At 42.3% G+C, this 23,540-nt stretch carries 15 protein-coding genes; 13 read left to right on the top strand and 2 right to left on the bottom strand.

The features are described from left to right. Window positions 1-111 precede the first annotated feature (111 nt). From AB8613_RS02925 to AB8613_RS02865, 13 genes are all read left to right on the top strand, one after another. A complete protein-coding gene (locus tag AB8613_RS02925; RefSeq protein WP_372384452.1) occupies window positions 112-1,050 on the top strand; it encodes a hypothetical protein in 939 nt (312 codons plus the stop codon). A 306-nt stretch (window positions 1,051-1,356) separates the two neighbouring features. Continuing rightward, a complete protein-coding gene (locus AB8613_RS02920) occupies window positions 1,357-2,244 on the top strand; it encodes a helix-turn-helix transcriptional regulator (RefSeq protein WP_372384451.1) in 888 nt (295 codons plus the stop codon). After that, on the top strand, window positions 2,237-3,016 hold the full coding sequence (locus AB8613_RS02915) for a hypothetical protein (RefSeq protein ID WP_372384450.1): 780 nt from the start codon (window positions 2,237-2,239) through the stop codon (window positions 3,014-3,016). The genes AB8613_RS02920 and AB8613_RS02915 overlap by 8 nt, the downstream gene beginning before the upstream one ends. After that, window positions 3,016-3,561 carry a BREX protein BrxB domain-containing protein gene (locus AB8613_RS02910; protein ID WP_210447441.1) on the top strand — a complete coding sequence of 182 codons (546 nt, stop codon included), beginning with the start codon at window positions 3,016-3,018 and terminating at the stop codon, window positions 3,559-3,561. The genes AB8613_RS02915 and AB8613_RS02910 overlap by 1 nt, the downstream gene beginning before the upstream one ends. 12 nt (window positions 3,562-3,573) lie before the next feature. Continuing rightward, complete coding sequence (brxC, locus tag AB8613_RS02905; protein ID WP_372384449.1) at window positions 3,574-7,047, top strand: BREX system P-loop protein BrxC; 3,474 nt, start codon at window positions 3,574-3,576, stop codon at window positions 7,045-7,047. Window positions 7,048-7,200: 153 nt separating this feature from the next. Then, window positions 7,201-10,611 carry an Eco57I restriction-modification methylase domain-containing protein gene (locus AB8613_RS02900; protein WP_372384448.1) on the top strand — a complete coding sequence of 1,137 codons (3,411 nt, stop codon included), beginning with the start codon at window positions 7,201-7,203 and terminating at the stop codon, window positions 10,609-10,611. Then, entirely contained in the window at window positions 10,604-12,274 is a 1,671-nt protein-coding gene (locus AB8613_RS02895) for a DUF262 domain-containing protein (RefSeq protein WP_372384447.1), read from the top strand. Before AB8613_RS02900 ends, AB8613_RS02895 begins: the two co-directional genes overlap by 8 nt. Then, window positions 12,261-12,410, top strand: a complete 150-nt coding sequence (locus AB8613_RS02890; protein ID WP_372384446.1) for a hypothetical protein — start codon at window positions 12,261-12,263, stop codon at window positions 12,408-12,410. The genes AB8613_RS02895 and AB8613_RS02890 overlap by 14 nt, the downstream gene beginning before the upstream one ends. Continuing rightward, the gene (pglZ, locus tag AB8613_RS02885; RefSeq protein ID WP_372384445.1) at window positions 12,410-14,446 is read left to right on the top strand and encodes a BREX-1 system phosphatase PglZ type B; all 2,037 of its coding nucleotides are present in this window, start codon (window positions 12,410-12,412) and stop codon (window positions 14,444-14,446) included. Before AB8613_RS02890 ends, pglZ begins: the two co-directional genes overlap by 1 nt. Before the next feature lie 47 nt (window positions 14,447-14,493). After that, window positions 14,494-17,310: an AAA family ATPase gene (locus tag AB8613_RS02880; protein ID WP_372384444.1), complete on the top strand. Its 2,817-nt coding sequence runs from the start codon at window positions 14,494-14,496 to the stop codon at window positions 17,308-17,310. Continuing rightward, on the top strand, window positions 17,307-18,848 hold the full coding sequence (locus tag AB8613_RS02875; RefSeq protein WP_372384443.1) for a tetratricopeptide repeat protein: 1,542 nt from the start codon (window positions 17,307-17,309) through the stop codon (window positions 18,846-18,848). Before AB8613_RS02880 ends, AB8613_RS02875 begins: the two co-directional genes overlap by 4 nt. Then, on the top strand, window positions 18,830-19,186 hold the full coding sequence (locus AB8613_RS02870; RefSeq protein ID WP_372384442.1) for a hypothetical protein: 357 nt from the start codon (window positions 18,830-18,832) through the stop codon (window positions 19,184-19,186). The genes AB8613_RS02875 and AB8613_RS02870 overlap by 19 nt, the downstream gene beginning before the upstream one ends. Before the next feature lie 59 nt (window positions 19,187-19,245). After that, a complete protein-coding gene (locus AB8613_RS02865) occupies window positions 19,246-19,404 on the top strand; it encodes a hypothetical protein (protein ID WP_372384441.1) in 159 nt (52 codons plus the stop codon). Between the two features lie 135 nt (window positions 19,405-19,539). On the opposite strand, the gene AB8613_RS02860 is transcribed toward AB8613_RS02865, so the two are convergent. Next, window positions 19,540-21,399: a DEAD/DEAH box helicase family protein gene (locus tag AB8613_RS02860; protein ID WP_372384440.1), complete on the bottom strand. Its 1,860-nt coding sequence runs from the start codon at window positions 21,397-21,399 to the stop codon at window positions 19,540-19,542. Window positions 21,400-21,443: 44 nt separating this feature from the next. Then, window positions 21,444-23,441 carry a glutathione synthase gene (locus AB8613_RS02855; RefSeq protein WP_372384439.1) on the bottom strand — a complete coding sequence of 666 codons (1,998 nt, stop codon included), beginning with the start codon at window positions 23,439-23,441 and terminating at the stop codon, window positions 21,444-21,446. Window positions 23,442-23,540: the final 99 nt, after the last annotated feature.

The raw sequence follows: 23,540 nt of genomic DNA, 5'->3' as shown, positions 1-23,540 counted from the left end.
GTTCAATTTGCCAGTTATTAATGTATGTGGCAAGTGGGTTTGAGTGACATTCTATTGGTGTTTAGTAGTCATTTTAAATATAATATATTAAAAATAAACTAAGGATGTTTGATGGCGAGGAAACCCTTAACTGAGTACGAAAAAGCTGTTAGAGCTGCGTGTAGATCACATGTGAAGCTTCAGGAGTTGATGACTGCTGCACGGGCAGAAACCGAAGCAGACCGAGAAAGAATTGCGGCGTTGAATAAATCTCGTCGTGGAAGACCTGCTCAAACGGCTAAAGACATTGCACTCAAAACCCATGAAGCATATCTGGTTGCAGTTGCTCGTGTTCGTGAAATAGAGAAACAAGATTCTCGTCCCGAAATGAGTGAGTTTGACATTCAATCTTACAATGATCCTGTTATCAATAAGCCCAAAGGGGTCGGTCATTCGGGGCAGCCTAAGAATAATGAGATCGATGATTTAGAAGCACTAATCAGGCGTATTCGTAAACGCATTGATGCGATTAACAGCGGTAAGGAAATATCTAAATATCTAACTAAAAAGGAAAAAATTTCTGGCTGTGAGAAACAGATTCAAGATGCAGAGGCTCAAGTTAGGGAACTAGAAGCATTACTGACACCACCAGAGTCTGCTTACCAACAAATTAAGCGTGCTCGTCAGAATCGTAGAGAAGCGAGAGCAGAGTACAAAAAGCAGTGCATGATGTGTGCTTTGCATGGTAAGTCTGAAGAGGTTTTTGATGAGAATGGTGTAGTCAATGCTGAATTACTTTCTGCGAAAAACAACTTAAATGAAGCTGAGTCTCAAGTAAAAATATTAGAGAGCGCTTATAACAAAGAGTTTGGTGAATTTAAAAATAGTGAATGTGGAGCGGATAACCTATCACGTCGATTACGAAAGAATACTCTTGCAGTTCAGCATGCAGAGGCGCTAATGGTAGCACGAAAAGCACAAAGGCACCCTAAACAACGAACAACAAGCATTCGAAATCTAGATAAAAGAGATGAAAAAACTGGTCAAAGATTTAGGAAAAGGAGCGATTAGAGATACTTAGCTTAGTTCTTAGCAATTTTTAACCAATCTTAAGTTCATTAATTGACCAGAGATACGCCTTAGTATTTTAAGAAGGCGGGCAAAACTCGTCTTTTTCAGGAAAGCCAGGCGTTGGCTTTCCTGGAGGTAAGCTAGCTATATTTCCATGTGAATACGTACAACTAATAGTCGATTTTCCATTAGAAAACTCACAATACAATAACTAACCTTCTATATCACACCATCTAATCATTTTGATTGTACCATGCTTGTGTTTAGAGTATATTTACCGTCAGATATTCTCAACAGAAGTTTCTGATGAAAAAACTCGAACAACTACCTCACGCTCAAAGAGAACGCTTGGCGTTTATCGATTTTAGTTTGAGCTACTTTGGTGAGATTGCTAGAGCCGATCTCATCGCTAAATTCCAAACAGGTTTAGCTGCTGCAACTCGTGACTTCGCCACTTATAAAGAGTTTGCTCCTTGCAACCTAGAGCTAATTCATCAATCAAAGTCTTATCATCGTACAGACCAGTTTGTGCCTCTGTTTGACCACGACCCAGATACCGTATTAGTGAGCCTTGCTAGAGGTTTTGGTGATGGATTGGCGAGTCAACTGGAAAACAGCCAAGTTTGTATTCAGCCTCAACAGTTGAACAAACCTTCGACTGATATCCTGTCGGCAGTTATGCGTGCCATACACCAAAAAATGGCTCTTAAGATTAAGTACATTTCCTTTAGTTCAGGTAACTCAACAAGAACCATTGTGCCTCATAGCCTTGCGAATAACGGCAGTCGTTGGCATGTTCGTGCTTATGATCGTTCGACAAGTTCTTTTCGTGATTTCGTTCTTACTCGCATGAAATCCGCGAGCCTTGCTCCGAACGAAATCGATAGTGTGAAAGAGTCGATTTCAGCAGACAAGCAGTGGAACCGCATTGTTGATTTAACCTTTGTTCCTCATCCTGCGGCAAAACACCCTGAAGCGATAGAACTTGATTACGGTATGGTGCATGGCAAGCTTCAAGTTGAATGCCGTGCTGCGCTGGCTGGATATTTACTAAACCAATGGAATGTGGATTGCTCAAGTACTTATCAATTAAACCCACAGCAATACCATTTAGCACTAGAAGAAAATGCAGTTATTTATGGTGTTGAGACCGCCAGTTTAGCTCCTGGTTATGAAGGTAATAACAATGAATAATCAAGCTTACCTGAACGCTCTGGGTTTTAAGTTCGGTAATAGTGGTGCCCATACATCTCGCAGTATGATGATCGAAGAGCTAAAGATCTTATTATTTGGACGTCCTGAAAACGCAACCTTAGAAGACTACAGAGAAGATATTGAAGTATTCAACGTTCTTCAAAAACCAAGTGAAAATGCACGTAAATACAGTTTCCAACCTCTGGCTTCAATGTATGGTTTATCACCTGATATCTTCCTCTTTAAAGTCCTTCGAGACTGGTGGGAGCAGCATGAAGGATCTCAATCGATTCTAGCGTTGCAACTTGCTGTAGCCAGAGACCCATTGTTGCGTAGTTCTGCTGAAGTGATTTTAAACCTAGAACCTGGTCAACATTTGTCTAGAGAGACAATGGAGACCTTTCTATCCAAAGATGACCCTGAGCGTTTCAGTGCGGCATCCCTAAAATCTTTCGCACAAAACATTAATGGAACCTGGACTCAAGCAGGATACCTATCAGGTAGAGCAAAGAAGTATCGAGAAATCCCAGAAGTGAGCTATGTGAATGTCGCATACGCTCTATTTCTAGCCCACTGCCATGGGCTAAGCGGGCAACGTTTATTCGATAGTTTTTGGTGTCGTATATTGGCTCAAGACAAAGAACGATTGTTTGAACTAGCACATAGAGCATCGCTAAGAGGAATGATTAACTTCAAGCAGGCAAGTGAAGTCGTTGAAGTAACTTTCCCTGGCCTAGTCATGCCTGAATTAAACGAATCTGAGGACAAATGATGTCAGATCGATTATCCAAGTTACTAACAAGCTTTGAAAAACACATTAGTATCCCATGGCCAGTGGCGGTTTCTGCTGATGAGCGAACCATCTTTCTGGTCTACCACAAAGAAGATGAGTTAAAACTTCGTGCGCGTGTCGAAGAGTTTGAACAAGCATGTGTTAAGCATAACCACCCCTGGCAACTTCTAGATTTGACTCATAGTTTTGAAAACTGGATGTCGGATCAAGATTACAAAGAAACCTACTTTGAAGATCCTGAGTATCTTAAAGGATTGTACGATGACTTCGCCGATGAACTAGTCGAAGAACTGACCAATAAAGTCGAGTCAAATCAAACAGAAGATGGAGTCATTGCTCTTCTTGGCTGCGGCACTCTATTTGGATTCGCATCTGTGTCGGGGGTCGTCGAATCTTTAGCTGAAAAGGTGACAGGGCGCTTAGTCGTCTTCTTCCCTGGTGAAGTACAAAACAACAACTATCAATTATTAGATGCGAAAGACGGTTGGGGATATCACGCAACCGCCATTTCAGCAACGTCATAAGGGCTTTATTCAATGTTAAACCGCGAAATTTTTGTAAACGATCCAGTTAGCAGCCGCTTGGCTAACAACGGGGTTGCTCAAGTAAAGGATGACCTGTCTAAAGGAGCGCTAGATACGCTTGAATATGAGTTGCGTACATTCGTTTGTGATGGTGCATATGCCAAAGGCATGGACAGCATTCTGAGCAACTATTTGTCAGCGTTTAAGACAAACAATGAGCAACCAGGTGTATGGATCAGTGGCTTTTTTGGTTCAGGTAAATCTCACCTTGCTAAAATGTTGCGTACACTCTGGACAAACCAAACGCTAAATAACGGCTCTGATGCCCGCTCAACCGCAGATTTACCAGAGCACATTGCGAAGCATTTTGATGAGTTATCATCCATTGCCGCAGGTAACGGTGGCCTTTATGCAGCTTCAGGTACTTTAGGTGCAGGTGCTGGCGATAAAGTTCGCATGGCGTTTCTTGGTATCATTTTTAAATCCGCTGGTTTACCAGAGCAATATCACCTAGCACGTTTTGTCATGTGGTTAAAAGCGGAAGGTGTTTTTGAACAAGTTAAGTCATTTGTTGAAGCTAAGGCAAAAGTGAAAGAGGGTGTAGACCCTTGGACGAAAGAGCTTAAAAACTTGCACGTATCTCCAATCATGCATGATGCGGTTTTACAAGCGATTCCAGGCATCGGCGCAGATATGAAAGAAGTGCGCGAGATGCTACGCGCTCAATACAAAATCATTGATGATGTGACCAACGATGAGATGGTCTCTGCGATTGTTGATGCCATTTCTAATGACGGCGAATTACCATTAACTCTAGTTGTACTGGATGAGGTGCAACAGTACATCGGTGACAACGTTCAAAAAGCATTTGATGTACAAGAAGTAGTAGAAACCTGTAGTGGCGCTAGTGCACTTAAGTCAAAGCTATTGTTCGTTGCAACAGGTCAAAGTGCCTTGTCTGGTATGGCAAACCTGCAACGCCTAATGGGGCGTTTCCAAGTTCCAGTGCAGTTGGAAGACACAGATGTAGATGCAGTTATCCGTAAAGTTATCCTACAAAAGAAATCGTCAGCAGAAAATGCTGTTAAAACGGTTGTCGATGATAACTTAGGAGAAATTTCTCGTCACCTACGTGGCAGCACCATTGAGCATAATAAAGATGATGAAAAGTGGATGGTGCCAGACTATCCACTACTACCTGTCCGCCGCCGTTTCTGGGAACGAATCTTACCAGCGCTAGATAAAACAGGCACAGGTTCGCAACTCCGTAACCAACTCCGTGTTGTGCATGAAGCATTAAAGACAACAGCAGATAAAGAGCTGGGTTATGTCGTTCCTGCTGACTTTCTTTATGACCAGATCTCAACAAACTTACTGCAAACAGGCGTGATCTCTAAGGAGATTTACGAAACCATCAGCCGTAAGCGTGGTGGTGATGAAGATGCGCAACTACAAGGTCGATTATTATCTCTGATCTTACTGATTAGCAAGCTACCAGCAGAGATGGAGTACGGCATTTATGCAACAGTAGATACGCTATCTGATTTGCTATTAGAAGATCTACAAAACGACAAACACAAGCTTCGCCCGCTTGTGCCTAAAATGCTGCAACAGCTTGAAGATGAGCACCTAATTATGTCCCGCGAGACAGCACAGGGGCGCGAGTTCAGCTTACAGACGGTAGAAAGCCAAGCTTGGTACGACGAGTTCCGTCGCCAAGAAAACGATCTTATGGGTAACCCTCAGACATTAGAGGCGTATCGTTCAAAAGAAATCCAACGTTATATTACTAAGCAAGTAGCTCAAGCTCGAATCACCCAGGGTGAGGTAGCAGAGCCACGAGTGATCAACGTGTCATTTGATTCAGAGTTGCCAAATGAAGCAACAAAACGCATTTATGCTTGGGCACCAGAGCAAACCGAGAAGCAATTTAATGACCTTTCTCGTGGCGCAGATCCAGATGGTGCAACCATCTTTGTTTATGTACCAACGATCCACCGTAGTGAGCTTAAGAATGCCATTGTTGCGCTGAAAGCGGCAGAAAACACGTTAGAGGTTCGTGGTCGAGCAACAACAGAAGCGGGTAAAGACGCCTTACAGGCAATGGAAACTCGTTTGAGTGAAGCTGAGCGTGCCAAGAAAGGCTATTTGAACGATATCTTTTCACAGATACAAGTGCGTTTAGCTGGTGGTCAAGAAGTTGAAGGCGAGACACTTGCAGAACAAATTCAAAACGCAGGGGCATTAGCGTGTCAGCGCTTGTACAACAAATTCAAAATGGCAGACAGCCGTGGCTGGGCAAAAGTGTACAGTCAAGCTAGTCAACTTGCCGATCCAAATGCGCTTGAAGCGGTAGGCTTCAACGGAGAAGCAAACCAACAACCAGTGTGTGCTGAGATTTACCGTTTCATTGGCGCAATGAAAACAGGTAAAGACATTCGAGACAACTTTAATGATGCGCCATACGGTTGGGGTAAAGATGTCGTTGATGGTGCGTTGTATGCAATGTTAGCGGCAGGCGTGCTACGAGCGTCTGATGTGCAAGAGCGTGCGATTGATGCCAAAAGTCTAGATCGTAGCTCAGTGACGCAAACTAAGTTCCGACCAGAAAACGTAACGCTATCTAAAGTTCAGCTTATTAAAGTCCGTGGTGTGGTTTCTACCTTGCTTGAAGAAGCATGCAATACGGGTGAAGAGGCAACTAAGCTACCTTTCGCGATTATTAATGCAAAAAACGTGGCTCGCAGTGCGGGTGGTGACGCGCCACTCCCTATGGCACCAAGTACAGCATTACTATCAGATCTTGAAATGTATTCAGGTAATGACCAACTGCAAAAAGCATTTGATAGCAAAGACCAATTGATTAGTGACTTCCAACAGTGGAAAGAGCAAGCCCATAAAGCTGAACTTCGTATGAAGCTATGGAAGAAGCTAACTCAAGCGATGGAGTACTGTTACCCACTTGCTATATACAAAGAGCTGAAACAAGAGCAACAGGCCATCGTAACTAACCGAAGCTTGTTATCTGAACCTTGCCCAGTTAAACCATTGCTAGACAAAGCGACCAATGAACTTCGCACCGCGTTGACTGCACATCGTGAGCGCTATGAAGAAGAGCATCGCGCTTGTATGTCTGACTTATTAGCAGATGAAAACTGGCAAAAGCTTGATGAAGCAAAGCGTAATGAGTTTTTGAACAAGCGCAGCTTAGACGTTATTCCAGCAATTAATATTGCTGATGAGGACTCGGTATTCAACTCGCTAGATGAAACCAGCTTTGATAGATGGAATGACAAAGTCGCCTTGCTTCCTGGCATCTTCGATGCGGTACTGAAAGATGCGATCAGTGAACTTCAACCTAAAACGAAGTACTACAAGCTCAATAAACCATTACTAGAAACGGAAGATGACTTGCAGAAGTGGCTAGCTGACGTAGAGCAAGAGCTACGTTCGGAATTAGTAAACGGGCCAGTTGTACCACAGTAATATCACTTTGTTTTTAGAAACCACCTCCTAAAAGGAGATCGCCTAGGAGGTATTCCCCTAGGCGAATTGAAGTTTGTGGTTAACGAACACTATCTCACTAGTCCAAATGCTCTTATTTAGGTAGGGCAGACTAATAGAATTAAGAAGAACGATATGAGACAAGCATTAGATAAAACACTGCGCAAGAAGCTAGAAGAAACGGTTGTCAAAGCCCGCGATATTGTAGAGCAAGCCGTATTTGAAGCGCTACAACGTTTGGGTGTTGCAGAAGCTCAAGCTCCAAGCTATTTGAGCGAAGAAGAACGTGCGCTACGTAATAAGTTGCGTGCCCATGCTCGTCAGCTCGGCGATAAGCTAAAAGATGGTAAACAGGAAACTGAACGACTAATCAATGAAATGTCCTATGAGCATTGGCATCGTATGCTGTTTGCTCGTTACCTAGAGCAAAACAATTTATTGATGTATGACGAGTACACGCCTGTCACACTGGATGAGTGTTTTGAGTTGGCAGAAGAAGAGCCAGATCCTATTTCGGGAAGAGCGGACGGCTGGGCATTAGCAGGTCGGTTGGCGCAAAAAATGTTGCCACAAATTTTCCGAGTAGACTCGCCTGTTTTTGATATCAAGCTGTCGATGAACCGCGTTGAAGAGTTAGAAAATCTAATTGCACAATTAGACCCTCAAACCTACCAAGCTCAAGACAGCTTAGGTTGGTGTTACCAGTTCTGGCAAACCAAGAAGAAAGATCAGGTAAACAAGTCTGGAGTGAAAATTGGTGCGCAAGAACTAAGCCCTGTCACGCAGTTGTTTACTGAACCGTACATGGTGAGCTTCCTACTCGACAATGCGCTTGGCGCTTGGTGGGCGAACAAGCGTCTTTCTCAAGACGATTTAATTCGCGCAAACAACGAGCAAGAGCTTCGTGAGTTAGCGGCTATTCCTGGGGTTCCTCTAGAGTACCTTCGTTTCTCTAAAGAAGAGGACGCAGAATCATGGAAACCAGCAGCGGGTGGGTTTGAAAAATGGCCTGAGCACTTATCGGAGCTTAAAACACTCGATCCTTGCTGTGGCTCTGGACACTTCCTGGTTGCCGTTTTTCTGATGCTTGTTCCTATGCGTATGCAACTTGAAGGGATGTCTGAGAAGCAAGCGGTTGATGCGGTACTGCGCGAAAATATCCATGGTTTAGAACTAGACCAACGATGTGTAGAACTGGCTGCATTTGCGCTGGCTTTAGAGGCATGGCGCTACCCCAATTCGGGAGGTTACCGTGTGTTGCCTGAGCTCCAATTAGCTTGTTCTGGTATGTCGATTGCTGAAGCTCAAAAAGAGTGGAAAGACCTAGCGAAAGGTGACGAAGCATTAACAGATGCTATTACTTGGATGCAACATACCTTCAAAGATGCGCCAACTTTGGGGAGTTTGATTGACCCAACGAGAAATCTTCAGGAAAGAGAGACTTTACCGTGGGTTCAATTACAAAATGCAATAAATAAAAAAGCGAATGCAAGTATTGAAGCGAAAGCGGCTGCTCATGGGTTAGCTAAATCAGCAGACTTGCTTTCTGAACAGTATCATTGGGTTTTGACAAATGTACCTTACTTGACTAGGAACAAGCAGTCAGATGTATTGAGAAACTTTGTCGACGAGCAATATCCGAATTCAAAAAATGATTTAGCTACGGTGTTCCTTGAATATGGATTACGGTTGTCCTCCAGTCTTGGAGGAGTTGCGAGTATTGTACTACCTCAGAATTGGCTTTTCTTGACTACCTACAAGAAATTCAGAGAGGAGTTACTGCAAAACTATACGTGGAATAATATCGCTAGACTTGGTGCTAAAGGGTTTCAGACACCAATGTGGGACTTCAACGTGCAGTTACTTACAGTTTCGAACATAAGACCCTTTGAAAACCACATGATATCGGCAATTGATGTTTCTGATTATGGAAGTGCGGAGAAGAAATTAGAAATGCTGCCAACTAGTGAGCTGTTTGTTACTCGACAAAGCACACAGTTATCTAATCCTGATGCGAGAATATCCTTAGGGGACGAGAATGAGCTTCCGCTTTTGAGTGAATATGCGGATGGACTAGTTGGAATGCAAAGTAGCGATGATCCAATGTACATGGCAGGTTTTTGGGAAATAGAGCGCCAAAACTCTAAAGTTTGGGAATGGCTACAAGCTACACCAGACTCTTATACACGCTTTGATGGCCTATCCTGGCTAGTTCGTTGGGAACAAGGTAAGGGAAGGCTACATGCATCACCAACAGCATACCCTTCTAAGGGGCTAAAAGCTGTAGGTAAGAAGGGAATTGCAGTTCATCGTATGGGACAATTGTTTTCCTATCGATATAGTTCGGAACGTTTTCATCAAAATGTTGCTACGATAATGCCAAAGAACGAGCATTACTTAGAGGCGATATGGGCATTTTGTTCTTCAGATAGTTTTGGGGAGGAGGTAAGAAAGGTAGACCAATCACTAAAGGTCACAAATGCAACTTTAGTGAAAATACCTTTTGACCTAAATAAATGGTCAATTGTTGCTAACGAAAAATATCCTAATGGTCTTCCTCTACCTCATTCGGATGATCCAACGCAATGGATTTATCATGGTCACCCATGCGCATCAGTTATTTGGGACGAAGAGGCTAAAACTACTGCCGTAAGTAATAATCGCGAAGATGATTCAGTACTTCAAGTCGCTGTTGTTCGTTTACTCGGTTACCAATGGCCTGCTGAACTTGATCCTGAAATGGAACTTGCGCCAGAAATGTGTGAAGTCATTAAGAAGAATACTGATTTTACGGACTTGATTGATGATGACGGTATAGTTTGTATTCCAGCAGTACGTGGTGAGAGAACAGCGGCTAAGCGTTTAGAAGCGATTTTACATAAAGCCTACGGTGACGAGTGGACAAGTTCAGTCGAACAAAATCTACTTAAAGCAGTAAAGGCGAAAGATCTAGAAAGCTGGTTGCGAGACAAGTTTTTTGACCAGCACTCAAAACTGTTCCAACACCGTCCGTTTATTTGGCAAGTTTGGGATGGGTTGAAAGATGGCTTCTCTGCACTGGTTAACTACCATAAGCTTGATTATAAAGGGCTTGAGCGCCTGATCTACACCTATCTGGATGACTGGATCAGTACCCAGAAACGTGATTTAGCTGATGGCAAAGATGGTGCCGATATTCGCTTAACTGCGGCTGAAAACCTTAAAAAGCAGTTAGAGGCAATTCTTGCTGGTGAAAAAGGTTTAGATATTTTCGTGCGTTGGAAGCGGTTAGAAGAACAGCCTATTGGTTGGAACCCAGATCTGAATGATGGGGTACGTCTCAACATCCGCCCATTTATGCTAGCGAAAGATGTGGGCAAAAAAGGTGCAGGTGTACTGCGTGGTAAGCCAAACATCCACTGGAAAAAAGATCGAGGCACAGATGTAGTTTCAGCTCCATGGTTTGACCTTGGCCCAGTCTACGGTGAGAAAGAGGGTAGTCGTATTAACGATCATCACCTGACGCTCGCTGAAAAGAAAGCGGCTAGGGAACAAGTGAATGATTAAGTCGGTAGAAAACTACGCGGTTTCTGCCCTGTTTAGCGTAGATGAGAAAGTCATCTACGCTATCCCTAGGTATCAGCGTGAATACACCTGGGGTAAATGGCAGTGGGACACATTATTTGAGGACTTGCTCGATAATGATCCAAGCTACTTTTTAGGTTCTATTATCTGTATCAACCAAAGTACTGACGCACTAGCCGTACAATCATTAGAGCTGGTTGATGGTCAACAGAGAATGACTACTCTGTCATTGCTTAAAGCAGCCATATACTCCTGCTTCAAGAACCTGGACGTAGAACTCGAATTTGAACAACAACTCGAACTTCATAACTTGAAGCATAAGCTGATTTTGAAAAGCAATGCAGATCAGACTCGTATTGTGCCGCAGGTTCAAAATAGCAATCAGCAGGATTATTTCTGGGTATTAAATCAAGCGGGCGTACTCAAAGAAGCCGACTACCCATCAAATGCAGGTAATCGGCGAGTTGTGCGAGCTTTTCGACATTTCAGCTCTCGAATTGAGGAATATCTCCAAGAATCAAGCGATAGAGTGTCAGCGCTAACATCACTAATTGAAAAAGTTAATACTGCAACCTTAGTCAAGATTGAGGTGGCAAGTCATTCTGATGCGTACACATTATTTGAATCATTGAACAACAGAGGTGTACCACTTACCGCGATCGATCTTATCAAAAACAAGCTCCTGGCTAAGCTTGAAAGTGATGATGAAGGCCAAATTGACAAGCATTTCAATAATTGGACGAAGGTATTAGGTTACCTCGGTGATGATTATGGCGTTCAGGAGCGCTTTTTTAGGCAATACTACAATGCGTTTAAGCCTAAGTTGAAAGACATAGTTAGTGTTCCTGTTGCGACTAAGTCGAACCTGATGCAAGTCTATGAGAAGCTTATCTCACATGATGCAGAGACATTTCTTGCTAAGATGATTAAGCATTCCGAGCTGTATGCACAGATCATTTGCCATAACCAGGTTCCAGAGCAACCAAGGTTTTCTTATTTGCTTGAAGATTTAGAACGTGTTCAAGGGGTGCCTTCTTATCTGCTTCTGATGCTGCTTTTTGCTAAGCAAGAAAAGCTAGGGTTGTCATTTGATCACCTAGAAAATATCACCAAGTTATTGATTGCTTTCTTTGTTAGACGTAATACAACCGACAAACCTGCCACTCGCGATCTTACTCGAATCTTTATGGATTTGACTGGGGTAATACCAACTCTTCAAGGGGATGAAATTGTTGATGCGGTGGCGACGAGCTTAAGTCGAGTTAGTGCTGATGACGAAACATTTAAACGTGATTTGTCAGGCAACTTATACGCAGACAATAAGTCGGTGTGTCGTTACGTGTTGTGTGCGCTAGAGCAGAGTCGGATGACACGAGAGACAGAGCGCAACTTGTGGGCTGTTAAAGGTAAGCAGTTTGTCTGGACTATTGAGCATATCTTCCCGCAAGGAGAAAATGTTCCTCAGTGCTGGGTCGATATGATCGCACAAAGTGATGAGGCTTTGGCGAAGCAGTATTTGGAAACACACGCTCATAAACTCGGTAATCTGACTATTTCTGGCTACAACAGTACGCTTGGAAACAAAAGCTTTATTGAAAAGCGAGATAGGCAGGACAAGAAAGGCAGCCCTAGTGGGATACAATAATGGTTTGTACCTCAATGCTGAGCTTGCTAAAGCTGATTCATGGTCAGTCGAGCAAATCGACAGTCGAACGCAAGATCTTGTGCAACAGATTTTGCAGATGTACCCGTTACCAATTTCGAACAAAGAAAGGCTTTAATGTTAGTCGTTAATTATTTAATCGAGCAGTTGCGAAAAGCAGCAACTTTTAATAAGTCAGTTCAAGTGGCACCTGCTGCTATTTTGTGGACAGACATTGATTGCCAGTGGCAATCCGCAATGCCATACATAAAACAACAGTTGCCTGAACTTATTGAACTCGGTGAATACAAGCCAGAAGAGCGTACAGGCCCAGCGATTTGGGTTAAGTGTGCGATTGCCGCAAAACTAGAAGAGTGCGAACTACCTGAAGATAAAACGCCAATCATTTATCTTCCTGGTGTTGGGCGAAAAGATTTGCGAGCTATTGAGCAATGCCCTGAGTATTTGCAACCATTGGCTGAGCTGCAATACCGTGGTTGCTGGTGGGCGTATAACACGGCAGGACGTGACTGGTCTGTTGGTTCATTTCTAACTAACCCTAAAGTAGGTTTAGAACTCGACCTTGCAAAAGACACTAAAACTCAAGACGCGATACTGAAGGTATTACCCGATCTACTAGAAACACCAGCTACGAAGCTGATGGGTAAAAAGTTAGAAGCCGAAGATTTTTACTCTATCGTTCTCGATGATCCTATTAAAGACATTTTGGGGTGGCTAAACAACCCAACAGAAAAAGCTGAGCAATGGCAAGGCAGTAAGTGGGATATTTTCAGCCAGTCCTGCATTTCAAGATACGGCTTTGAACCGAGCGAAGCGAATATGGCACTTGCTTTGGAGCTGCTCTGTGATGCTCAAGGTGAATGGCAAGGCGTATGGGAGCGATTTGAAGAGACAGCAAGCAATCTTTCTGCATTGGTTGATCGCCTAAAAACAGTAGTACCATCGGGGCTTGCGTTTGAGGCACAAAATTACTTATCCGAAAACTTGCGTGATGAATCTGTTATTGAAAGTGCATTTAAGCATATTGCGGGCAGTAATCGTGAGAACCTTAAGCAGACGTTCACTACACTGTGGAATAGCCAACAATCGCGCCAAGATTGGATATGGTCTCAGCTAGGCTTTTCTCCTTGGTTAGACATTTTAGAGCAAGTTACGATTGTTCTTGAGCATACAGAGATTCCATTTACATCAGGTTCGCCAGAGGGCATGGCTGAGTTGTATACCAGTCGTTTCTGGCAGGCTGATGCAGCAGTGCTAAGTGCGATGGCAAAAGCGAAAGATATTCACCATCAGCAGTTGGTTGCGGATGTACTAGCTATTATCTATACGCCATGGTTGGAAAGGGTGGCGCTTAACTTCCAAGATCAAGTCCGATTGAATGGTTACCCTGGCGAAAAACAGTTAAAAGAAACATCAGCAAACTACTCTGTTGGTAGCCAAGTGATTTTCTTTGTTGATGGGCTACGTTTTGATACCGCTAAGCAACTGGAGAACAAACTTTCAGCCATTGGTGTAATTACCGATCTCACTTCGCAATGGTCTGCGCTCCCGTCATTGACAGCAACAGCCAAAGCCGCAGTAACACCGCTGGCTGATTTGCTAACGGGTTTAGAGGATAACGATGACTTCATTCCAGCGCTAGCGAGTACACAAGCGTCTTTTAGTAGTCACTACCTCAAGAAGCTACTTGCCGAACGAGGCTGGCAATACTTAGATGGCCTCGAAACAGGTGAACCGAATGGTTATGCCTGGGTTCAAACTGGAGACCTAGATAACTTAGGTCACAAGCAACAGTTAAAGATGCCACAGTACATTGAGCAGGTATTGGATGATGTGGTCGCACGAATCCGAGGTCTATTGGACGCGGATTGGAAGCGGATCAAAATCGTCACAGACCACGGCTGGTTGTGGGTGCCAGATGGCTTACCAAAAGGTGAAATTCACAAGTCATTGGGAACAAACCGTCAACGTCGCTGCGCGATATTGAAGAGTAATGTTCAATATGATGGTTTAGTCGTCCCTTGGTTCTGGAACCCGAGCGTTTCTATCGCGATGGCTCCTGGTATCTCAGGCTATGTGTCGGGCGATCACTATAATCATGGTGGACTGTCATTACAGGAGTGTTTGACGCCTGTATTGAATATTAATCGCTAAATAAAAGTGACTCACATATGAAGTCACACTGATAATAAAGGTTATAAATGGCTGGGAACTTTGAACTTCTTGAGCATCGCTGGCCTCAGTTAGCTAGTTTTGCTCAATACGCAGAGGGTTATGCATATACTGACCCTCAGTCGTCTTTAACAAAACTTCGTTGCTTCTGTGAAGCGCTTGTGGGTATTTTGTATCGTGAGCTTTCCCTGCCGTGCGAGCCACGAACCAACTTAATCGATAAACTCAAGTCCGACGAGTTTATCGAAGTTGTTGGTGATGATGTGTGTCAGAAACTTCATGCGCTTCGTATGAAGGGGAATAGGGCGGTACATCATGATGAAGGAACAACTGACGATGCTCTTTGGCTAATTAAAGAGGCCTACCTTTTAGGTCAATGGTTATATAAAGCATATAGTGGTGAATCAGATGAAAGTTACCCAGCCTTCGTTCAACCACAGAAACCAGATTCATTTGGGCAGCTATCTAAAAGCAATGAAGAGTTGAAATCACAGCTAGAAGTAGCTAAACAGGAGCTGTTATCCGTTGAAGCTAATGAGCAAAGTGCTTTAGATGAGCTTTCTAAACTTCGTGGGGAAGTTGATGCGCTTAAACTTGAGAGGTTTAAGGAAAGTGCAGAGCAAGCAGCTCAATCTATTGATTTTGAACAGGAAGTAACTAATAAGAACATTTCAATTCATGATAGCTTTTCGGAATATAATTTAACTGCTGGGCAAGCTGAACTTGTAGAGCAATTAGAGCAATTTCTTTCTAATAAAGAAAAGAGTGTCTTTCAACTAAAAGGTTATGCGGGTACTGGTAAGACTTTCATTACAAAAGGCCTTACTGAGTACTTTAGGTCAATCGGTCGTACGTGTGTACTATCTGCGCCTACGGGCAAAGCTGCAAAGGTTATCTCAAATAAAACGGGATGCAGCGCCTTCACTATCCATAAAACAATCTATTCTTTCAAAGATTTAGTTGAATATCGAGACGAATCAGGTGAAGAGTCTGAGACATACAAGCTCTATGCTCAGATCGCGGTAAATGAGTTATCTGCTGATACTGTATTCATCATTGATGAATCTTCTATGATTTCTGATGTATACAACGATAATGAATTTTTCCGATGTGGTTCAGGAAAGTTATTGAGTGATTTATTGAAGTTCGTAAATTTAGATCACAATGATCACCGTAAGAAAGTTATTTTTATTGGGGACGATGCACAGTTACCGCCAGTTGGAATGAGTTTTTCACCTGCACTCTCCGCAGATTACCTGAAACAGAAATTTGGGTTAGATACGGTAAGTTACGAGTTAACTGAAGTTGTCAGACAAAAAGCTGACAGCGGTGTAATGAAAAATTCAATTCAGTTACGTAATGCACTGAAAGCAGGAGTCTTTAACCAACTTAGTCTAGACACTACCTCTGCCGATGTTGAGGAAATAGAATACGCTGATTTATTACCTAAATATCTTGAGTCATGTCAGGGGAAGATCAACGGTGAGTCTATAGTCGTTGCTGGTTCAAATCGTGATGTGATGCAATATAACTGTCGAATTCGAGATCACTTCTTTCCAGAACAACCAGAAATTTCAAATGGCGACAAAGTCATCGCTGTCTCAAACAATGACAGCTATGGATTCTATATTTCTAACGGTGAGTTTGGCTTAGTTCGTCAGGTACTTGGGCCGAGTGAAGTAAGAAGAGTCGTTTTAAACCCAAAAAGTAAAGAGAAGAGAGTCGAGGTAGAGCTGAGCTTCCGAGAGGTGGGCATTGGTTTTAAAGATCTCACAGGAACCGCGCGTTTCTTTAGGGCAAAAATAGTCGAAAATTTACTTTACTCAGAGCAACCACAGTTATCTTCAGATGAAAATAAGGCTTTGTATGTTGATTTTTGTATGCGGCATTCAAACCTACGTAGGAATAGCTTAGAGTTCAAAGAAACACTGCGAGCAGATCCGTACTTTAATGCACTTCGTGTTAAGTTTGGTTATGCGATAACATGCCATAAAGCTCAAGGTAGCGAATGGAATCATGTTTTTGTTAAATGTAAAACGCATCAGAATACACTCAGTGCAGGATATTTCCGTTGGTTTTATACCGCAATCACTCGTACCGCCAAGCAGTTGTACTTATTAGAGCCTCCCAAAATAAAACTTGGTGGGGGTTTGAAATCAGTAACAACCGTTGGTAATGGTTTTATAGAACCTGCTCCTAAAGCAAATGTGCGCGAGACTACCGTTTCCTCACAGCTTGAAGGTAACAACATTGAGCAATCTCCAGTATTTGATCTCTCAGATGACAACACATTTGGTATACCTCAGAGTGAAGCATTTTTAATACAGCTATTAGGCTCAGTTCGTGACTCCTTAAAAGCTAGTGGCTGTGCTGTAGTTGATATTGATCATAAGCAATATCACGAGGCATATACTATTCAACGAGGAAGTGAATTCGCTCGGATCAATATTTGGTATAACGCAAAGGGAAAAGTGAGTCAGGTTAAGTTGACCGAAGTTAATCCGTTTAGTAGCGAGGTTGCAGAGCTACTAGCACCATTAAAATTTGGCTTGGTCAATGATTCGAGTGAAGTACCTGAAGTTTTATTTTCGCAGGAATTTCAAAATCAGTTTCACCAGCGTCTGATGGAATTGGTGAGTAGTGCAGGTATTACTTTGAACTCAGCGGAAGAGCAGCAATGGGCATTGAGATATACGTTTAGTAAGGGCAATTCTGTTGCAGTTTTTGATATTAACTTTAATGGTAAGCAACAATTTACTAAAAAGTCTGTTTTACCAAATAAATGCGTAGGTTCTGAGCTTGTCGGTGAGATTGATATGATACTTACAGAGGGGCTGAGTGGATGATTACTAGTAAAGACGTTTTTGCTAAACGGAAATCAGGGCAGCTTGATGAAGCCTATCAAATGGCTGTAGAGCTTGTTAAGGTGAATGCTTCTGATGAGTGGAGTTTTAAGGCGTTAGCTTGGTGCTTAATCGATTTGTTGAAACGAGACTCTCAGTCCAATCATCAACAGAACTTAGCTTATTATTCACAGCAACTGCAATCGATAGACGTTGCTGCAAGTGATGAGATATTAACGACTCAGGTTCAATACGCACTATCGTTGTGCAACCCTAATGGGCAATTGATACAAAAGGCCAAATCTCTAAGTAAACAAGGAGATTACCTTCAGGCTGCTAATATTTATAAGCAGCTTTGCAGCACAGGTGCTGGTGATTTAAATGTACAAACCTCTTTAGGGTGGGAGTTATTTCGACTCTTACAGCACTCGTTGGGTCAAGAGCACATAAATGTATCAAGTTCAAAAAGGTTGTTAGCTGACTATCTCAAGCTCAATCTAGTTGAAAAGCCGTCACTATTGCATTCAAGCATACTACAACAAGCAGCTAAGTTAGCTGGTAATTCTAGTTTTAGTCTCATCAGCTTTTCGAGGTATTGGCAGTTAGACTCTCTCAGAGAAGAGGACTATGAACCTTATATCAACAATAACGGGGTTCAATATCCATCGTTAGCTGAAAAAGTCATACAGCAGGCTGCTAAGGAATCTATTGCTTCTGATATTATTGAGAATCAACAATATATTCTCCCACATTTAGATAATGCTATTGAACGTTTTCCTGAAAATATTTGGCTCAAACTCAATAAAGCGAAATTACTCTTAAAATTAGGGAAAAGTAAAGAGGCTTTAAGTTTTGCTACCGATGTTACCCGCTCTAAAGTCAGTGATTACTGGTCTTGGGCATTGCTTGGGGAAGTTAATGCAGATCTTGATAAGTCAATTGAATTGAGTTGCTATTGTAAGGCTTTGCTTTGTTATACCGATGATAAATTTACAGCTAAAGTGCGTATTAAAATGGCGCAAGCATTGGCTTCTCTAGGGGAGTTTGCTGAAGCCAAACATGAAGTAGATAAAGTCGTAGCCTCTAAAACGAAGGACGGACTGAAAGTTCCAGAAGATGTTGAGAAGCTTCAAGCTCAGGAGTGGTACAAAAGCTTTGCTGCTACAGAATCTAACAAGAAGTATTATCAATCCAATGTTTCAAAGGCAGAAGAGTTACTATTTAGCGATTTACCATTCGTGAAGGCTTGTATAGGTGAAAAATTCACTTTACCTGATAAGCCAAATAAACCAAAAAGAAAGTTGTATCTAGTACCGCACGGTAAAGTTGAACCAATAGAAATCTCAGTTCCTGAAAACAAGCACAAATTTGGTGATGTCGGATCTGGGTTAAGCATTAAAGGCGACTATGATGCTAGTGGTAGATATCAAGTTTATTTGATAGCTAATCGTGATTGTGGTGTTAGCTGGGACATCTTTACCGATCATGTTGCGGTAGTTGACCATGTGAATCAGAAAAAAAGGTGTTTCATTTCATTGTAAACAGGAAAATTAGTTCAGTTGTACATTTTTCAGATATTGACTTTACTGTAAAGGAAGGTGATTTTCTTGCTGTAAATGTCGCTCAGTTTAAAACTAAGCAGGGCGAACGCTATCGAGTTTTATCGGTTGAACCGACAGAGAAAACACCAAGCTCACTCGTGTATAAAGACTTTAGTTGTAGTGTTCGAGCATCTAATGGAATGGGGTTTACTGACGACAATATTTTTGTTCCGCCAACACTTATGACAAACCACAATGTTGGCGACGGTGATACTATAATTGGTACTGCGATACTGAATTACAACAAAAAAAATTCCAATGGGGTTGGAAAGTTTTAAATTTGGAGTCCGTCTGTAAGCCCGATCCTAACCAAAAAATTATTCAAGGCTGGGAAAGCATGCAGGAAGCTGCAAGCAAATCCTTTCAGCATAGTATTACTGAAGACAGCTATACAGATGAAGAGGCACTGGAAGATTTGAGTCATGTTGATGTGCGTACAGAGGAAGAAATAGAGGAAGAGTGGATTATAGGTCAACGAAACAAGTGGGGGCTTTAATTTAGCACCTAGTGCTTCCATACATGCACTCAAAAAAATAAGAATACTACCTAGCTGGTAATATTAAAGAATCACTGATAGTTGTAATTTCTCGAAGGTAAAGCCGCGAACAATGCGGCTTTATTGTATCTAGATCTAGAAGATACTGTTATGCCGTATCTGAGTGGTTTGGATGGCATGGCTAAGGTGTTGTCTAGCGTCTGAGTTAGTTTCTAGGAGTTTCCCACGTTGGTAAAGAACAATGACAGTATTGTCTTGTTCTACATTGAGCAAGCTACAGATTTCTTCCATATCATCAGAATCTAATGAGCGCTTGAATGAGTCTATTTGACCTGAAAGGTTATAAGTACTGAAGATACTTGCCATAACTTTCTTATCTTCTGTTTTTTCACCACCACCTGGATTGACTACTTGGTTAAAGGAAACCTCTTCACCTTTATCTAGTTGTGAGGTGAAAGCTAATGCTCTTGCCTTTGCACAACTTTGAGTCCCATCATCATACGTTGCGCCATTTACCCATTGTGCTTTGATCCAATTCTGATGTTCACCACGAAGGGCGCGGTTCTTCTTTCTATATGGCCCATCTTCGCCTATCAGTTCTTGACGGATTAAGCTAATAGCCTCTAAAAGTTCTGGGTCAGTAGTAAAGATGGAGAAATCGAAATCAGGGTCTCGAAGTTTACCAGGGACAGCAATATAGCCTTTGGTTGAGTAGGTTTTGCTATCGGTAAGTTTTTTCGTAACCTTAGTTTCAGAAACAGGGGCTATTGTCGTACCACGGTCAAACCCTCTTACTTCATAACGTGAACAAATTTGGTCAAATAACTGATGAAGTCCTTCAAACTCATGGCTGTTATGATTGGACTCTAAATGATCAAGTAGTTCACCATAGGCTCTGACTGCATCGAGGTTGGTGTAGTGCTTTGCTGTTGTATTTTCATGATAGCCACAAGCTCGACCAATATTAGCTTGTACAACCGCTGCAATATTAGCAATTGTGCTATCCCAAGAGTTGATCAGTGTCTCTTTCATCTCTTGACCGAAGTTAACGCCAGCCCTAAATCCCGCTACAGTTATTGCTATCAGTTTGTCATCAAATAATGCAGCAGTTTCGTATTCACGCTTAAAGTCATTGATAGAGCAGAGTTCATGTTCTTCTAGACCTACTAGTTTTTGACCAATAATATGTATCTGATGTGGCTCAATACCGTTAGAGAGCAAAACATCTCTTGCAATTTTTGCCTGACTGCTAGGTACTCGAATTAATGACCAACCAGAGCCTTCATGTTCTTTGATTTGGCGAATAAAACGGTTTCTCAACAGCGAGCTGTCGCAAAAATCACGTGAATTTTCATCCAGTTTAATGATCTGGTTATTGCGGTGCATTTGGCGAATGCCATGGTACTCATTACTGGTTTTATGGAAGACCAAAGAGGTGTTGAAGTTATGGCGGAGAATGGAGTCTTCACCAGCCGCATAGAGCGCACTAAACGGAGTCGCAGAGACAAAGGCAACATTGCAGTGGCAATTGTCATGCTCAAGGTAATTGAAAACCTTGTCGTATCGCACGCTATCAATGCTTGAACCATAGTGACACTCATCAATAATGATCAGCTTAGGGGCTTGAAACTTGAAGTGTGTCTTTATTGCGGATTCAAAATTTGTAAAATTACTGACGACCACGTTTTTGCTAGCAGACAGGTCTTGTTTGGCCTGTTCTTGAAGCGCAAGGTCAGCCATGGTTACTAAATATAACGTGTCTTTCAGACATTTTCTGTCGATTATCACTTCATCTGAAAGTGAAAGTCTTTGTAAGCAAGATAGGGCAAGTGCAACCCCTGATTTACCAGATTGCATTTCCGCAGCAATGACGACTGCTCTAGATCCTGCCTTAAACTGGTTGAATGCTTGTTGTGCTGCTTCGCGTTGGTGTGGATACGTATTATTTGAAATTGTATGCTCAGCAACTTTGCGGTGCTTATCAGAGTTATTCATGGTTAGTACCAAAAGTGGGAGCTAACAAGCCCCCGCTAAGATTATTAATGTACCGATTCGGTTTTGTCTGAAAAATGAGATTCATCGCTTAGATCTCCAGATTTTTCAGGCAATTCATTATGTTGTTTCTTTGCGATGGAACGCTCGATATCGTATTCACCACGTTTGTAGAGTACAAACATTGTGTCGTCTCGCTCGATATCGAAATAATCACACACGTCATAAACATCCTCTAAGGTCATAATTTTTTTATCAACCTGGCGACGAGAGATGTTGTATACACTGAATATGGTCGCGGTAACTAGCTTGTTTTCTGACAGTTCGCCTGAACCAGGAGCGACAACACGGTTAAACTCAAGGTATTCATCGTTGTCTAGCATTGCTGTGTAGAGCTTTGCTTTCTCTTCCTGAGTACCGTCCGCATGAGCTTTCTCAGGGTTGTTGTAACTATCACCATTGACCCATTGTGCTTTTATCCAGTTCTTCTTTTTGCCACGCATCGCTCGATTGCCTTTGACGCTTGGCGCTCCTTTGGCAGTAAACTCATTGCGAATTATCTCAATAGCTTGAAGAAGGTGTTTATCTCTGGTGTATTGGGTAAAGTCTGCTTCGTCATCCAATAGTTTAGCTGGAACAGCGATATAACTGTCTGTTCGGTAGGTTTCAACGTCACCGATAGGTCGTCTACGCTTATATTTGATCGTTAAACCAACATCTAGACCGTTAACTTGATACTCTTGACATACATCTTCAAAGAATTCTTTTAGTCCATCAAAGTCTGAGGCAGCTTCCTCGGAGCACGTTTTTTCTAAGTGATCCAAAATAGAGGCATAAGCTTCTGTTGCATTGAGATTCGTAAAGTGCAGTGAAGAATTGTTGCCATGGTAACCACACGCACGACCTATGTTGGCTTGTACAACTGCTGCAACGCTAGCAACAGTACTATCCCAAGTCGAAATTAGATTGTTCTTCATCATTGCACCAAAGTTGATGCCAGCTCTTGCGCCAGCAACAGTGATTGCAATTAATTTATCCTCAAAGATGAGAGCATCATCAAACTCACGTTTAAAGCGTTCTATACTGCAATGCTCATCCTCGGGAACACCAGTTAACGAGTTGCCAAGAATATAAACAGAACTTTCATCTACGCCTTGACTGATCAGAAACTCTTTAGCATCCATTGCAAAGCCAGCAGGGACTCGGACTAAAGACCACCCCATACCCTCGTGAGATTTAAATTGTTGGATAAACTCGTTACGTTCAGGTGAGTCTACTAGGAAGTTTTTAGTGTCTTGATCCAGTCCTTTGACTTTGCCACTCTTTAGCATTTCACGGACACCATAGTATTCATCGCTGGTTTTGTGAAATACTAATCGAGTGTTGAAATCTCGCCTCAAAATAGAGTCTTTAAGTGCACTTTGGGCGGCTTCTTTCGCCTCAAGAATAAGAGCCTGATCGTCTTCGTATTCGGCCTCTTGTTGAATTTCAATCGCCTCTTGATATTCAGTTTCCGCTCCGTACAGAGCGCCGAAAGGAGTAGCAGAAATGAATACAACCTTACAGCTATCGTTCTCTTGTTCAAGGTAATCAAAGATCTTACTGTATCTGACAGCAGATACGTTTGAACCGTAGTGACACTCATCAATGATGATCAGCTTAGGCGGATTTCCTTTAAAGTCATTCTCTAACGCTTTTTCAAAATTAACAAAGTTACTAACGACTACATTCTTCGCTAATCTTAGGTCAGCTTCGGCTTGTTCTTTTAGTGCTGTATCAGGCATGGTCACTAAGTAGAGTGTATCTTTAAGTTGCTTGCGATCACAGATATCGATGTCACTTAAACTGAGTCTTTGTAAGCAGCATAGGGCAAGAGCTATTCCTGATTTACCTGCTTGCATTTCTGCCGCAGTTACAACTGCTCGGACATCACCAATAAGAGCATTAAATGTTTTGGTTGCTGCGTTGACTTGATGGGAGTGAAGAGAGTTACTCTCAAGTATTGAATGTACCATCTGACGAAGTTTGTCTGCTTTAGTTGTCAATTTTTCTAGCCTAATTTGTACTAAAAGAATAGTTGCATATTATAACGTAGTTGACTCTGATTTGACGAAAAACTCTTTATGAGAAAGTGTTTTTCTGCA

The sequence above is a fragment of the Vibrio sp. BS-M-Sm-2 genome, assembly GCF_041504345.1.
In the GTDB taxonomy this organism is placed as follows: Bacteria; Pseudomonadota; Gammaproteobacteria; order Enterobacterales; family Vibrionaceae; genus Vibrio; species Vibrio satsumensis.
Note: the sequence above shows the minus strand (reverse complement) of the source record. Positions and strands in the feature narration are given on the sequence as shown.

Excerpts from the sequence above, each read along its gene's own strand:
- AB8613_RS02925 (WP_372384452.1), top strand. The coding sequence starts at position 112 with ATGGCGAGGAAACCCTTAACTGAGTACGAAAAAGCTGTTAGAGCTGCG.
- AB8613_RS02920 (WP_372384451.1), top strand. The coding sequence starts at position 1,357 with ATGAAAAAACTCGAACAACTACCTCACGCTCAAAGAGAACGCTTGGCG.
- AB8613_RS02915 (WP_372384450.1), top strand. The coding sequence starts at position 2,237 with ATGAATAATCAAGCTTACCTGAACGCTCTGGGTTTTAAGTTCGGTAAT.
- AB8613_RS02910 (WP_210447441.1), top strand. The coding sequence starts at position 3,016 with ATGTCAGATCGATTATCCAAGTTACTAACAAGCTTTGAAAAACACATT.
- brxC (WP_372384449.1), top strand. The coding sequence starts at position 3,574 with ATGTTAAACCGCGAAATTTTTGTAAACGATCCAGTTAGCAGCCGCTTG.
- AB8613_RS02900 (WP_372384448.1), top strand. The coding sequence starts at position 7,201 with ATGAGACAAGCATTAGATAAAACACTGCGCAAGAAGCTAGAAGAAACG.
- AB8613_RS02895 (WP_372384447.1), top strand. The coding sequence starts at position 10,604 with ATGATTAAGTCGGTAGAAAACTACGCGGTTTCTGCCCTGTTTAGCGTA.
- pglZ (WP_372384445.1), top strand. The coding sequence starts at position 12,410 with ATGTTAGTCGTTAATTATTTAATCGAGCAGTTGCGAAAAGCAGCAACT.
- AB8613_RS02880 (WP_372384444.1), top strand. The coding sequence starts at position 14,494 with ATGGCTGGGAACTTTGAACTTCTTGAGCATCGCTGGCCTCAGTTAGCT.
- AB8613_RS02875 (WP_372384443.1), top strand. The coding sequence starts at position 17,307 with ATGATTACTAGTAAAGACGTTTTTGCTAAACGGAAATCAGGGCAGCTT.
- AB8613_RS02865 (WP_372384441.1), top strand. The coding sequence starts at position 19,246 with ATGCAGGAAGCTGCAAGCAAATCCTTTCAGCATAGTATTACTGAAGAC.
- AB8613_RS02860 (WP_372384440.1), bottom strand. The coding sequence starts at position 21,399 with ATGAATAACTCTGATAAGCACCGCAAAGTTGCTGAGCATACAATTTCA.